The organism is Salinivibrio kushneri, assembly GCF_027286325.1.
GTDB classification, from domain to species: domain Bacteria; phylum Pseudomonadota; class Gammaproteobacteria; order Enterobacterales; family Vibrionaceae; genus Salinivibrio; species Salinivibrio kushneri_A.
Genome location: NZ_CP114588.1, coordinates 1,134,018 through 1,146,822, shown reverse-complemented (window position 1 = coordinate 1,146,822; position 12,805 = coordinate 1,134,018). Strand labels below are relative to the sequence as shown.

Below are 12,805 nucleotides of genomic sequence, written 5' to 3'. Positions count from 1 at the left end.
TCAAAGCCAACCTTTTTTGTATTGGATGCTATCCACGTCAGCTCGCATCATATCTATAGATTTCATACAACAAACCGTTTGGTTATCAGAACGGTTGTTAAACACGGTTAACGAGGACGCTTTATGAGCACCCAAACCTGCCACTGTGCCGAGCACATTGCGGCCGCCTACGTTGAGCATCACCAACACACTGGAGAGGGTGAAATCTATCAAACCTCCCTGATGAGTGCCTTGATTGATGGCGTCTACGAAGGCGACACCACCATGGCCGATCTCCTCAAACATGGCGACTTCGGCCTCGGCACATTTAACCAACTAGACGGTGAACTCATCGCCTTTGATAAAACCATATTTCAGCTGCGCGGTGATGGCTCGGCGCGTCATGCCGACCCGGACCAAAAGACCCCCTTTGCGGTCATGACCTTCTTCAAGCCAGAGATCAGCCAATCTTTTGATCACCCCATGTCGCGCCAAGAGCTGCATGATGTCATCGATAGCTTGGTGCCAAGCGACAACATTTTTTGTGCGGTTCGTATCGATGGTGCCTTTGAGCATGTACGCACTCGCACTGTGCCCAAACAAACCCCACCGTACAAACCCATGCTTGAGGCCATCGCTGCACAACCTGAGTTTCGCTTTGACCATGTTAATGGCGTGATTGCTGGCTTCCGCAGCCCACAATATACCCAAGGGATCAATGTCGCTGGCTATCACGAGCACTTTATCACTGACACACGCCAAGGCGGTGGCCATGTCCAAGACTACGAATTGGCGTGTGGCACCTTGCAAATTGGACGGGTTTCTAAACTGGTGATTGATCTTCCGACCAATGCCAGCTTCCTCGGCGCGAACTTAACGCCGGAAAACATACACGCCGCTATCGAACAAGCAGAAAAATAATATCACCTCCCATTGGGAGGCAACCTCACGAGGAGCCCAACATGACTAAAAAAACACAGTGGGACAATGGCGCACAACTGATCGCAAATCACCTAGAACGCCAAGGCGTGGAATACATTTTTGGTATTCCTGGCGCCAAAATTGACCGTCTCTTTGACGCGGTTGAAGACACCAACATTAAGATGATCCCCGTTCGTCACGAGGCGAATGGTGCCTTTATGGCAGGCGTCGTCGGCCGTCTAACCGGCAAGGCGGGTGTGACCATGGTGACCTCTGGCCCTGGCTGTGCCAACTTGGTTACCGGTCTGGCAACCGCAACCTCAGAAGGCGATCCCTTGGTCGCATTAGGGGGTGCAGTGAAACGGGCCGATCAACAAAAACAAACCCACCAAAGCCTTGATACCGTGAGCGTATTCCGCTCCGTCACCAAATACAGCGCCGAGGTTCAAGCCAGCACTGCTGCGTCTGAGATCCTTGCCAATGCCTTCCGCTCAGCAGAAAGCGGCCGCCCCGGCGCTGCCTTTGTCAGTCTGCCCATGGACATTCTCAACGAACCTGTGGAAAGCGATATTCTCGCGCCAACCTTCCCCGCCCAGCCCGGCATGGCAGATACGCGAGCCATCAGCGAGGCAGCCAGTAAAATCAAAGCGGCGAAAAATCCGGTGTTCCTCCTAGGCTTACAAGCCAGTCGCCCCGAGAATGCCGCCGCTATTCGTACTCTGCTTAATCGCACCCAATTACCCGTTCTCGGCACCTATCAGGCGGCAGGTACCGTTGATATTAGCTACTACCAGCGCTTTGCGGGTCGCGTGGGTTTGTTCAACAACCAGCCTGGTGATCTGTTGCTTGCAGATGCAGATCTTATCATCACCATTGGCTTTAGCCCGATTGAATACGACCCTGAACTTTGGAATACCCAGCACACAGACATCGTTCATATTGATGTCGAGCCTGCGGAAATCGAGCACTACTATCGCCCCAGCGTTGAGCTCGTGGGCCAAATTGAGCCTACCCTGAACGCTCTCACCGAGCAGCTCGATCACCACTGGCTGATGCCGTCTACCACCGTCGATGTGCTCGAAGAAGTCGCCCACCAACGTCAAGCGATTCGGGCTTATAGCCAGTCACACCAAGAGTTTGCTTTGCATCCGTTACACCTAATCAAAGTGATGCAGGATGTGATCACCCCAGACACAACCTTGTGCTTGGACATGGGCAGTTTCCACATTTGGATTGCCCGTTACCTCAACTGCTTCCGTTCCCGTCAATTGTTGGTCTCGAACGGCCAACAAACCATGGGCGTTGCGCTTCCTTGGGGGATCGGTGCTAGCCTGCTCAATCCTGATCGTAAAGTGGTGTCCGTTTCCGGTGACGGTGGGTTTATGCAATCGAGCATGGAGCTTGAGACCGCCGTGCGCCTCAAATGCAACTTGCTACACATTATTTGGGTAGACAACGCCTACAACATGGTTGAGATGCAAGAAGTCAAAAAATATCAGCGCTTTTCCGGTGTGAAATTCGGCCCGATTGACTTTAAGGCCTACGCCGAAGCGTTTGGCGCTAAAGGCTTTGCGGTCACTCGCCAAGAAGAGCTCGCTAGCCAATTGAAACAAGCCATGGACACCGAAGGACCCGCAGTGATCGCGATTCCTGTTGATTACAGTGACAACTACAAGCTGATGGCCCCTCGTGAGGCCGGCAGTATGGATCCGGTATTTGCTTAATTGAAACACTAAACGATGGAGAAAACGATGAAAGGTATTAATCAAAAAGTGGCATTGATTACTGGCGCAGCTAACGGTATTGGCGCAGCCATTACCGACCGCCTCTATCAAGAAGGCGCCAAAGTGGCCATTGCGGACTGGAACCAAGCGGCATTAAATGACACAGCCGCAAAATACGATGCTGACCGGGTGTTAAAGCTCTCTGTCGACGTATCAGACCCAAAAGCGGTAGAAGCGATGATTCAAGAAGTGGTATCCCACTTTGGGCGGCTAGATATGCTGATCAATAACGCAGGGGTGCATACGCCTGGTTCGGTCATTGACGGCACTCTGGCGGACTGGGAGAAAGTATCAGGAGTAGATATTGATGGTGTGGTTTTTTGCGCCAAATACGCCATGCCTGAGTTAATTAAAACCAAGGGCTCAATGGTAAACACGGCATCAGTATCAGGCCTAGGTGGTGATTGGGGCGCAGCTTTTTACTGTGCCGCAAAAGGGGCGGTTGCGAACCTAACGCGTGCCATGGCACTCGATCACGGCCTTCAAGGCGTGCGCATCAATGCCGTTTGTCCGAGCTTAGTGAAAACCAACATGACCAATGGCTGGCCTGAATCGGTGCGAGAAAAATTTAATGAACGTATCGCGCTTGGCCGTCCGGCAGAGCCTGAAGAAGTGGCTTCTGCGGTAGCATTTCTTGTCAGTGACGATGCGTCATTTATCTCCGGTGTTAACCTCCCCGTTGATGGCGGCGCCACCGCCTCAGATGGCCAACCTAAAATCGTCTGATAACCCACCAAACGTCACCAAGCGTCCGTTTTTCCCGGGCGCTTTTTTAGTGGCGCACTGCAATGAGACACGATATAAGCAAGCACACGCTGCGAACGTGCGAGCTGTTAAGCCAGATGAAAATTAATCACAAACAACGGCGGGCGTTCTGGGTAGATTTGCAAAATCAGCGCTTTCAGCTCAGTCAGCGACATTCCTTCTTGTTCAGCATGGCGGGCATTAATGTCCTCGATCGCTAACGGCGCAACGCTGTCGATCACAATGTCACACACATAATCATCGGTTTCTAGCTGATGCACCGCGACGCGCGAACCAGGTTGATAGTGACTTTCGGATTCATCGCGAATAGTGATGGTTTTAACACCGGCGGCCACCATGGGCGTTAAGGTGGAGAAAAAGGTGATTTTGGTCGGGGCAGTCATGTTGTTCTCTTCCAAAACTGTGTTGGCCTATAGTGCGATACGATTAAAAAAGCCCGCGAGCACTTGCACGCGGGCTTTCCATGCCTTGTGACGTTACGCCATCATCGGCACCAATACAAGCGTGCCAATAATCACGGTGATTAACCCACAGAGAACTGGCACCGAGGTGCGTTTAACCACCTCAAACGGGCTGAGTTTTGCCATCCCAGATGTCGCTACGATCACTCCCGATACAGGCGAAACCGTGCGGCCTAAATTAGACGCTTGCAACATGGGGATAATCAAAAAGGCTGGGTTAAGCCCCATCTTCGCGGCTAACGAGGGCGCGAGTTCAACAAACGCATAGAAAGGCGCATTGCCCGACCCGGTCGCAATCGCTGCCGCTACAGTTAGCAGGGTTAGCAACATCATCAGCGCGATACCGCCTGCGCCCGCACTTTCCGCCAAGCCCAATAAGTTGTCTATCGCACCAATCGACATTAAGCCTTGGGCAAATACGCCAGCAGCCACCAACAGCATCACGACGCCTTTAAAGGCGTCTGCCATGCCTTCATAGCAAGCATCGAGGTCTTCTAGCGTTCTTCTACCATCAAATTTCTTGGTCGCAAAGTCCACCAATGCCCCCAAAAAGATCGACAAGACTACGATGGTATAAATATCAAGATACAGCCCCTCGATGGTTTTCCCATTGAAGAGGAACACCCCGATAATGGGTAAAAACGGCAACACTGCGTAATAAGCAGGCGCGTGTGTTTCTATTTCAGAGACATCCACACGCTCCATCGGCGTGTTTTCTTTGTTATCCAGATATTTATTCCAAAAGTAAGCCGCGGCGGCCATCACGATGATCGCACAAATAGAGACCGGCAATACGGTTTCAACCGCGAACACATGGAGAGGCAACCCGGATTTTTCCGCCGCAATTACCACATCGCCCGACGTGGGTGACAAAATAATGGCAGCAGGTGACGCACACACCGCGGTGGCAGCAGGACGAGAAATGCCCATCGCGGTCATCATTGGGAACAAGGTCGCCATCAGAAGGACACCCAACCCAGTTGCAGAGCTGACTGCCAGCGACATTAAGCATGCCACGATATAAGCCGCTACGAGCAGCACATAGGGTGACTTGATCACCGATAGCGGCCTAGAGAACTGCTTCACCACGACGTTGTTGGCACCAATGTGCGACATATAGGCCGCAAAGCCACACAACAACATAATTTGCATCCCGAGGCCGCCACCGCGGTATTGCAGCATGTATTTCACGTATTCCAGCGAGTCGGTAAACAGGTTCCCCGTTGACGTCAATTTAGCCGGCAGCACACTGTGCCCGATTAACCCGGTGATAATCAGTAATAAAATCCCTGCGGTTAGCAAGGTGCTTGCAGCACGATAACCTTTGACAATGAAGTAGCCCACAGCCACGGTTACCACTAGCCCAATGAGAAGTTCTAGCATAATTCACTCCGCCAGATGGTAAAGGTAAAAGAATTGGATGGAATTTACTCAGCTCACTGTACTAAAACCCTGTCTGTAGCACGACAAAAACCAAGCCCTGACTTGATTTAAGACAAATAAAAAGCCGCCTCTCAATAAAAGGCGGCTTGGTGATCACAGTTTGTAGTGATTAAGTGCTTAATCAGTTATTTAGGTCAAAGCGGTCAGCATTCATCACTTTCACCCACGCCGCCACGAAATCGTGTACGAACTTGGCTTGGTTGTCATCTTGCGCGTAAAACTCAGCATAAGCGCGCAAAATTGAATTAGAGCCGAACACTAAATCAACGCGACTTGCCGTCCACTTCACCGCGCCAGAATCGCGTGCAATGATTTCATAGCGGTTGCGGCCGACGGGTTTCCATTGATACGCCATGTCTGTCAGGTTGACAAAAAAGTCATGACTTAGCTGCCCCACTCGGTCAGTCAGCACACCTTCCGGCGCACCGCCATAATTGGTACCCAGTACGCGCATACCTCCCAGTAGCACTGTCATTTCAGGGGCCGTGAGTCCCATCAATTGGGCACGGTCGAGCAGTAACTCTTCAGGCTGGACGGTGTAGTCTTTTTTCAGCCAGTTGCGGAATCCATCTGCAACCGGTTCTAACACCTCAAACGACGCCACATCAGTCTGCTCAAGCGTGGCATCACCACGTCCGGGTGCAAAGGGAACGTCGACGGGGAAGTCAGCCGCTTTTGCCGCTTCTTCAATGCCTTGATTGCCTGCCAGCACGATGGTGTCGGCCAAACTAATCTGATGCTTCTGGGCTATATTGCTCAGCACGTTGACTACCTTCGCCAAACGCTCCGGCTCGTTCCCTTGCCAATCTTTTTGCGGCGCAAGGCGGATCCGCGCGCCGTTCGCCCCACCTCGTTTATCGGATTGTCGATAAGTCCGCGCACTATCCCATGCGGTCGTCACTTTCTCAGCCAGTGTCAGGTCACTGTTGGCAATATCCGCTTTTACCGCCGCGACGTCATAATCAGTACGTCCTGCCGGTACAGGGTCTTGCCAAATCAAGTCTTCACTTGGCACATCTGGGCCGATGTAGCGCGATTTAGGCCCCATGTCGCGGTGCGTAAGTTTGAACCAGGCTTTAGCAAAGGCATCCGCTAACTGGTCGGGGTGTTGATAGAAACGCTCAGCAATGTTGCGATAGGTTGGGTCCATTTTGAGTGCCATGTCGGCATCCGTCATGATGGGATTACGACGAATGGAAGGGTCTTCCACATCAACAGGTTTATCTTCTTCTTTGATGTCGATGGGCTCCCACTGCCACGCACCTGCTGGGCTTTTCTTCAATTCCCACTCGTAGTTAAACAGCAGATAGAAGTAGCCGTTATCCCATTGCGTAGGATAGGTGGTCCACGCCCCTTCAATGCCACTGGTGACCGTATCGCGACCAATGCCACGCGCTTGATGGTTGTTCCAACCTAAGCCTTGCTCTTCAATCGCTGCGCCTTCCGGCTCGGGGCCGAGCTGTTCCGCATCGCCATTGCCGTGACACTTACCGACAGTATGGCCACCGGCGGTGAGTGCGACCGTTTCTTCATCGTTCATCGCCATACGTTCGAAGGTGACACGCATATCTTGTGCGGTTTTAAGCGGATCCGGATGGCCATCCACCCCTTCTGGGTTGACATAAATCAGCCCCATCATCACTGCCGCCAATGGGTTTTCCAGATCGCGTTCACCAGAGTAGCGGCTGTTTTCTGCATCACTTGGCGCCAGCCATTCTTTCTCGGCGCCCCAATAGGTATCTTTCTCAGGGTGCCAAATATCCTCGCGGCCAAATGCAAACCCATAGGGTTTTAAGCCCATCGATTCATACGCCATCGTCCCCGCCAGCAAGATCAAATCTGCCCAGCTTATTTTGTTGCCATATTTTTTCTTAATCGGCCACAACAGGCGGCGGGCCTTATCGAGGTTGGCGTTATCTGGCCATGAGTTTAAAGGCGCAAAACGTTGATTACCGGTGGCACCGCCACCGCGACCGTCAGCAATGCGATAGCTACCCGCGGAGTGCCATGCCATGCGGATCATCAAGCCGCCATAATGACCCCAATCGGCGGGCCACCAAGACTGACTCTCGGTCAGTAACGCTTTCACATCCTTTTTTAATGCATCGATATCGAGGGTTTTAAGCGCGGCGTGATAATCGAAATCATCATCAAAGGGGGAGGTTTTACTGTCATGTTGATGAAGAATGTCGAGGTTTAGCGCGTTTGGCCACCAGGTTTTGTGTGCCATCGCTTCCGAGGTTTTGCTGCCGTGCATGACAGGGCACTGGCCACCTGACGTTGAGCGTTGTTGAGACATTGCTTTCTCCTTGCTCTTATTGTTTGACAAGCTTTCTTCACAGCGAATCAGCTTGCGCATTGCGTTAATAGGCAATCAGGCGAAGTGCATGATTGTCCCGACTAATACAACGTTAATAGGCATGAGACATCCGCGCTAATCTGTTTTGCCAATGACTGTGATTGCTGACACTTACCTCCACGCCTGAACCAATTCGTCGCTTTGCTTTACCATGCCCACTTACGGTTTTGTAGTACCACTCGATAACCGTCTAGATCTTCAAAGGTACGCCCGTCTTTATCCCAGTAGCTATTGTAACTCGGTACAGGTTTAAACCCAGCGCCTTCAATTTGTTGACACGCAGTCTGCCACGCAGCGTGACCCGGCAAGTAAAAGACCAACAGGTTTTCCTGTGACGGTGCTGGACCGACATGGGTGCCGCGATGATGGGTGAATTCAAGGTGATAGTTATGATGTGGGTGACCAATAATGGCACCATCAAAATCATTATGCCCAGAAAACGTCGCCAATAGCTCAAACCCCAGCCCATCACAATACATGTTAGTAATGTCGGCTAAATTGTCAGTGGGTCGTGCCACCCGCATCACGGTGTCTTTATCAATCATTGTGCTGGCTCCTCCGGCTCGCAATTCAATGTTTGCATCATGGTGATAGAGTCTGGGGTAAACCCCAGCGCATGGTAAAACGCCTGCGCATCCTGATTAAACGTCATCACTTCTAGTTTAATCACAGTGGCATGATTGTCTTTCGCCCATTGGGTACACGCAGCCATTAACGCTTTGCCCGCGCCAGTTCCGCGCGCATCACGGTCAACCACAATGGTATTCACATGACACATGGGATCGTCGACCAGATGAGGAATGTGTACAAACGACTCCAGCCTTGCCGACAAAAAGCCAATCACTTTGTTTTGATGCTCTGCCACCCAAAAGTACTTATCCTCTTCTTGCAGCGCTTGCTGCAAAAACGCCCGACCGCTTGGGCCAGGCGTTGCAAACAGATGCGGCGCATGTTGATGGTGCATGTCACCAATTTGTACATTTAGAGCGAAGATGGCATCCAAGTCCTCAACCGAGGCACGTCTCACTTGCATCCTTGTGTCCTTTAAATCCTTTTGTGTATTAGGCGATAAAAATCTGCCCTAATACATAACCGAGCGCACAAGCGCTCACCACGCCAATTAAGCCGACCGCCATAAATGAATGGTTGAAATACCATTTACCAATTTTGGTGGTGCCGGATGCATCAAAATTCACGGTCGCAATATCTGAAGGATAGTTGGGAATAAAGAAGTACCCATACACGGCCGGCATAATACCGATAAGCAGCGCAGGTTCGAGCCCTAACCCAAGACCCACCGGCAACATCATCCGTGCGGTCGCGGCTTGCGAGTTAACAACTACTGACACGATAAACAAGGCAAGTGCAAAAGACCACGGATATTGAGTGACCATCTCCACAATTCCCGACTTAAATTGCGGCATCGCGTATTGGAAGTAAGTGTCTGACATCCAAGCAATCCCGAAGATAGCAATGGCCGCCACCATCCCAGATTTAAACACCACGCCATTCGGCACATTACGCGGATCCGTTTTAGTCGCCAGTAAGATGATCCCGCCAAAGCAGAGCATCATCATTTGAATGACCACCGACATGCTGATGGCCTTACTCGCCCCTGCTACCGTGCGAATTTCTGGCCACATCGCGATAATCACAATGGTAACGATGGCACTGATGAACAATAACACCGCATTGCGCGCGGAACGGGGTAATACCTCATCTAACGAGGTCGCGGTGGTATTTTCGATACGCTCGCGCCATTCTGGGTCTTGTAAGCGCGCTTGGTAATCCGGATCGTCATCCAGCTCTTTTCCGCGTCGCAAGCTGTACAGAGACATCAGCAAGGTACCAAACAAGGTGGCAGGGACAGTCACCAACAAAATCGAGACTAACGTAATGTCATGTTGAATATCGGCAAGCTGTGCAAGGTAATACACCACCGCAGCAGAAATCGGCGAGGCCGTAATCGCGATTTGAGAGGCAACCGACGCCGCCGCCATTGGGCGTTCCGGACGAATACCATTTTTCAGCGCGACATCACCGATAATCGGCATAATGGAATACACCGCGTGACCGGTACCAAGCATAAAGGTCATGGCATAAGTGACAAACGGTGCTATCAAGGTGACGCGTTTTGGATTTTTACGCAATAATCGCTCGGCCACTTGCAGCATATACTTGAGGCCACCAGCCGCTTCCAAGATAGAGGCGCAGGTGACGACCGCAAGAATAATCAGCATTACGGTCACGGGCGGTGACGTTGGCGGCATCTGGAAGATAAACACTTCGATGACCAAGCCAATCCCTGAAACCACGCCCAGACCAATACCCCCGTATCGGGAGCCGATGTACAGCATTAGCAGTAAGAACAAGAACTCTAAATACAACATACCCTCACCTCTCTACCCGACTACGCAGGCTGTTTTTGTTATGCGTTTAGCCTAGAACTTGTGTCATGCCTGCCAAGTGGTGCCAATAGCCGTTGCAATCGTGGTTGAGCGGTTGCGGGTTATTGCCTGCTTGGTTAGCACGGAATTTGTCTACCCAGTGCAAGGTGTCAAGCGACAGTGGACTTAACCGCACCACATCCACCAGCCCTTGCATCGACGGTAAATCGTTAATGAGATTCGTGCACTGCCCAGACTGGGTTTGAATGCCGTTCAGCACAAATACCGCTTGACCCTCTTGTGATTCCGTTAACCGTCCATTGGGGTAGTTGAGGCAGCACAGCTCGCAGTCATCTTTGGCACGATTTTCTGAGCGCGCAGTAAAACAGCGTGCCGAATAAGCCAGTGGTAAGTAACCATAGCCAGTTACCTCCACCTCAAACTGATCGCGAATACCCAGTGCATCGCAGCCGTTCAACATATTCACCAACCAATCGCGCGAAAGCTCCACCGGCATCACCCAGCGTGTCATACCCAGGTCGACAAATTGCTTTAATGTTTGTGGGTTATAGCAGTTGATAGCGGCCCCCACCACAAAGGGCTGCCGACGCTCACTTAAAAACTGCACCGCACTCACGTCATTCGCTTCAATGCGAATATCATCATTATCACAGTAGCGTTTTAGCATGCTCAGCTCTGAGGGCGCTTCAATCAGCGCCATGGTCGAGAGCACCACTTGTTTACCAGACTCAGCCAGCTCACGCGCGAGCCCGATCCAGTCTTTGGTCTTCAGCTCTCGTCGCTTGGCACAGACGGTTTCACCGAGATAAATCACATCGGCTTGGCTGTCTGCTGCCGCTTGATAAAAGGCTTCAACCTCAGCCTTGGGCCAGTAATACAAGATCGGCCCGAGAGAAAATTGCATCATAATTCCTTATTGCCACTTGCGATGGTAAGCACCCAAACTGGTTTGCACCCCTTCAGAAAGACTATCGAGCGAATACGCCCAATCCGGTGCAATATCAAACGCATCAGGGTTTGCAACACAGCGATCAATCGCTTGACGCCATACCCGTGCAACTTGCTCCACATACGCAGGACTGCGCTGACGACCTTCGATTTTGACCGATTTGATCCCGGCGCGATAAAGCTCAGGCAGGACACTTAAGGTGTTCAAACTGGTGGGCTCTTCCAGTGCGTGATAGCGGTTGCCATCGACACAGAAACGACCTTTGCACAGGGTGGGATATCCCGCTTTTTCATCGGCTTGGTACCGATCAATCAAGACACCGTTTAAGCGCGACTCCAGCCCTTGCTCAGTATCTTGCCAGCGCACGAATGCCGCCGGTGAGCAAGCGCCCACGGTATTGGGCGATTGGCCAGTAAGATAAGACGATAAATAGCAGCGCCCTTCAGCCATAATGCACAGACTGCCGAAGGCGAATACCTCTAAATCGACATCGGTATCGCGTGCCAGTTGTTTAACCTGATGAATAGACAGCACCCGCGGCAATACCACTCGCTTAACGCCATATTGCTGCTGATAGAAACGGATCGCCCCAGCGTTAGTGGCGGATGCTTGAACAGAAAGGTGTATATCCAAATCGGGATAGGTGTTGGCAGCATAGTCTAAACAGGCCATGTCAGCGAGGATCAGCGCATCTGCGCCATTTCCGGCGGCGCTATCAATCGCATATTGCCAACGGCGCCAACCATCAGGATGGGCAAAGGTATTAATGGCAACGTGCAAGTATTTGCCGTGGTCATGTACATACTGACTGGCACGCTGCAATTTGCTATCGGTGAAGTTCAGCCCCGCAAAATGACGCGCATTGGTATCGTCTTTTAAGCCGACATACACCGCATCGGCGCCATGTTCGATCGCTTTTTTAACCGCCGGAATATTGCCCGCCGGACAAAGGAGCTCCATAACATTGCATTCCATTTTATGATTGTCCGGCTAAGATAAGGGCGTTGCCAATGTGGGGGGTTGATGTGTATCAAGCTCACTTCTCCATGATGACAAAAATCGCGATAAATGACGCTGTTGGCACAAAAACTCCTCTCATTTTTGACTCGGATCCAATGGCGTAGCATTCAACCTCGCTACTCTAGTGGCATTCAACCATTGGCATCAAAGGAAAGCCAAATGCTCGTTAACCCAATCACCCAACAACCCCTTGCCCTGCCACTGCCTCAGCCAGCTCTGATTACACCAGGGCTAAAAGCCATCACTCAGTTACCACATGGGCTGCAAGCTCAGGTGCTGACCAAAGTCATGAATACCGCTTTTGCGGTGCCGCTGGCAGAGGACGAGTTCGACTTTCTTGCTGGCCGTACCATTCGCATTGGATTGCGCGATCTCAACGCGAATTGGTTCGTGTCGCTGAACGAAGACAACCAATTATTGGTCCGCTTGTCTGGGGAAGAAGACGCCAGTATCGAGGGAGATTGGTTAGCGTTTTTAAAAATGGCGACTCACTATTGCGATCCAGATACGCTGTTTTTCCAGCGTCAACTCAGCATCAGTGGTGATACCGAACTTGGGCTGCATGTGAAAAACCTGCTCGATAGCCTCGAAATCGACACCCTGCCCAAGCCGCTGGCACGCTCACTGACGTTAAGCCATCACTACCTCACTAAACTCGCGTTGTAGTGCACGAGCGGCTACAGGGCACGTAGCATTCATTAATTTATAATTCAAAG

12 protein-coding genes are annotated in these 12,805 nt (G+C 51.5%); 4 read left to right on the top strand and 8 right to left on the bottom strand.

The features are described from left to right. The first annotated feature begins 123 nt into the window (after window positions 1-123). From budA to N8M53_RS05470, 3 genes are read left to right on the top strand one after another with little or no spacing between them, the layout of a single operon-like run. Window positions 124-900 carry an acetolactate decarboxylase gene (gene budA, locus N8M53_RS05480; protein ID WP_077606312.1) on the top strand — a complete coding sequence of 259 codons (777 nt, stop codon included), beginning with the start codon at window positions 124-126 and terminating at the stop codon, window positions 898-900. Window positions 901-941: 41 nt separating this feature from the next. Next, window positions 942-2,624: an acetolactate synthase AlsS gene (alsS, locus tag N8M53_RS05475; RefSeq protein WP_269579769.1), complete on the top strand. Its 1,683-nt coding sequence runs from the start codon at window positions 942-944 to the stop codon at window positions 2,622-2,624. Window positions 2,625-2,651: 27 nt separating this feature from the next. Further along, entirely contained in the window at window positions 2,652-3,410 is a 759-nt protein-coding gene (locus N8M53_RS05470) for an SDR family NAD(P)-dependent oxidoreductase (RefSeq protein ID WP_077606314.1), read from the top strand. Between the two features lie 107 nt (window positions 3,411-3,517). Here the strand turns inward: N8M53_RS05470 and yqfB are convergent, their stop codons facing one another. The 8 genes from yqfB to ubiU form a co-directional block, all read right to left on the bottom strand. After that, window positions 3,518-3,832 (bottom strand): N(4)-acetylcytidine aminohydrolase, encoded by a 315-nt coding sequence (gene yqfB / locus N8M53_RS05465; RefSeq protein WP_077606315.1) that lies wholly within the window; start codon window positions 3,830-3,832, stop codon window positions 3,518-3,520. Window positions 3,833-3,925: 93 nt separating this feature from the next. Further along, the gene (dcuC, locus tag N8M53_RS05460; protein WP_077606316.1) at window positions 3,926-5,293 is read right to left on the bottom strand and encodes an anaerobic C4-dicarboxylate transporter DcuC; all 1,368 of its coding nucleotides are present in this window, start codon (window positions 5,291-5,293) and stop codon (window positions 3,926-3,928) included. A gap of 181 nt (window positions 5,294-5,474) precedes the next feature. Next, window positions 5,475-7,652: a catalase/peroxidase HPI gene (gene katG / locus N8M53_RS05455; protein ID WP_269579768.1), complete on the bottom strand. Its 2,178-nt coding sequence runs from the start codon at window positions 7,650-7,652 to the stop codon at window positions 5,475-5,477. Between the two features lie 206 nt (window positions 7,653-7,858). Beyond that, window positions 7,859-8,257, bottom strand: coding sequence for a VOC family protein (locus N8M53_RS05450; RefSeq protein ID WP_269579767.1), 399 nt, complete (start codon window positions 8,255-8,257; stop codon window positions 7,859-7,861). After that, window positions 8,254-8,745, bottom strand: coding sequence for a GNAT family N-acetyltransferase (locus N8M53_RS05445; protein ID WP_069362578.1), 492 nt, complete (start codon window positions 8,743-8,745; stop codon window positions 8,254-8,256). Before N8M53_RS05445 ends, N8M53_RS05450 begins: the two co-directional genes overlap by 4 nt. Window positions 8,746-8,773: 28 nt before the next feature. Next, complete coding sequence (locus tag N8M53_RS05440; protein WP_167314256.1) at window positions 8,774-10,102, bottom strand: anaerobic C4-dicarboxylate transporter; 1,329 nt, start codon at window positions 10,100-10,102, stop codon at window positions 8,774-8,776. A gap of 46 nt (window positions 10,103-10,148) precedes the next feature. Next, window positions 10,149-11,024, bottom strand: a complete 876-nt coding sequence (locus tag N8M53_RS05435; protein ID WP_069590186.1) for a U32 family peptidase — start codon at window positions 11,022-11,024, stop codon at window positions 10,149-10,151. A gap of 9 nt (window positions 11,025-11,033) precedes the next feature. Next, a complete protein-coding gene (ubiU, locus tag N8M53_RS05430) occupies window positions 11,034-12,029 on the bottom strand; it encodes a ubiquinone anaerobic biosynthesis protein UbiU (protein WP_269579766.1) in 996 nt (331 codons plus the stop codon). A 219-nt stretch (window positions 12,030-12,248) separates the two neighbouring features. On the opposite strand from ubiU, the gene ubiT reads away from it, so the two are divergent. Then, window positions 12,249-12,755 carry a ubiquinone anaerobic biosynthesis accessory factor UbiT gene (ubiT, locus tag N8M53_RS05425; protein WP_172970042.1) on the top strand — a complete coding sequence of 169 codons (507 nt, stop codon included), beginning with the start codon at window positions 12,249-12,251 and terminating at the stop codon, window positions 12,753-12,755. Window positions 12,756-12,805: the final 50 nt, after the last annotated feature.

What these genes read in the sequence shown, in the direction of transcription:
- ubiT (WP_172970042.1), top strand. Translation starts at nt 12,249, where the DNA reads ATGCTCGTTAACCCAATCACCCAACAACCCCTTGCCCTGCCACTGCCT.
- N8M53_RS05440 (WP_167314256.1), bottom strand. Translation starts at nt 10,102, where the DNA reads ATGTTGTATTTAGAGTTCTTGTTCTTACTGCTAATGCTGTACATCGGC.
- N8M53_RS05450 (WP_269579767.1), bottom strand. Translation starts at nt 8,257, where the DNA reads ATGATTGATAAAGACACCGTGATGCGGGTGGCACGACCCACTGACAAT.
- yqfB (WP_077606315.1), bottom strand. Translation starts at nt 3,832, where the DNA reads ATGACTGCCCCGACCAAAATCACCTTTTTCTCCACCTTAACGCCCATG.
- N8M53_RS05470 (WP_077606314.1), top strand. Translation starts at nt 2,652, where the DNA reads ATGAAAGGTATTAATCAAAAAGTGGCATTGATTACTGGCGCAGCTAAC.
- dcuC (WP_077606316.1), bottom strand. Translation starts at nt 5,293, where the DNA reads ATGCTAGAACTTCTCATTGGGCTAGTGGTAACCGTGGCTGTGGGCTAC.
- katG (WP_269579768.1), bottom strand. Translation starts at nt 7,652, where the DNA reads ATGTCTCAACAACGCTCAACGTCAGGTGGCCAGTGCCCTGTCATGCAC.
- alsS (WP_269579769.1), top strand. Translation starts at nt 942, where the DNA reads ATGACTAAAAAAACACAGTGGGACAATGGCGCACAACTGATCGCAAAT.
- N8M53_RS05445 (WP_069362578.1), bottom strand. Translation starts at nt 8,745, where the DNA reads ATGCAAGTGAGACGTGCCTCGGTTGAGGACTTGGATGCCATCTTCGCT.
- ubiU (WP_269579766.1), bottom strand. Translation starts at nt 12,029, where the DNA reads ATGGAGCTCCTTTGTCCGGCGGGCAATATTCCGGCGGTTAAAAAAGCG.
- budA (WP_077606312.1), top strand. Translation starts at nt 124, where the DNA reads ATGAGCACCCAAACCTGCCACTGTGCCGAGCACATTGCGGCCGCCTAC.
- N8M53_RS05435 (WP_069590186.1), bottom strand. Translation starts at nt 11,024, where the DNA reads ATGCAATTTTCTCTCGGGCCGATCTTGTATTACTGGCCCAAGGCTGAG.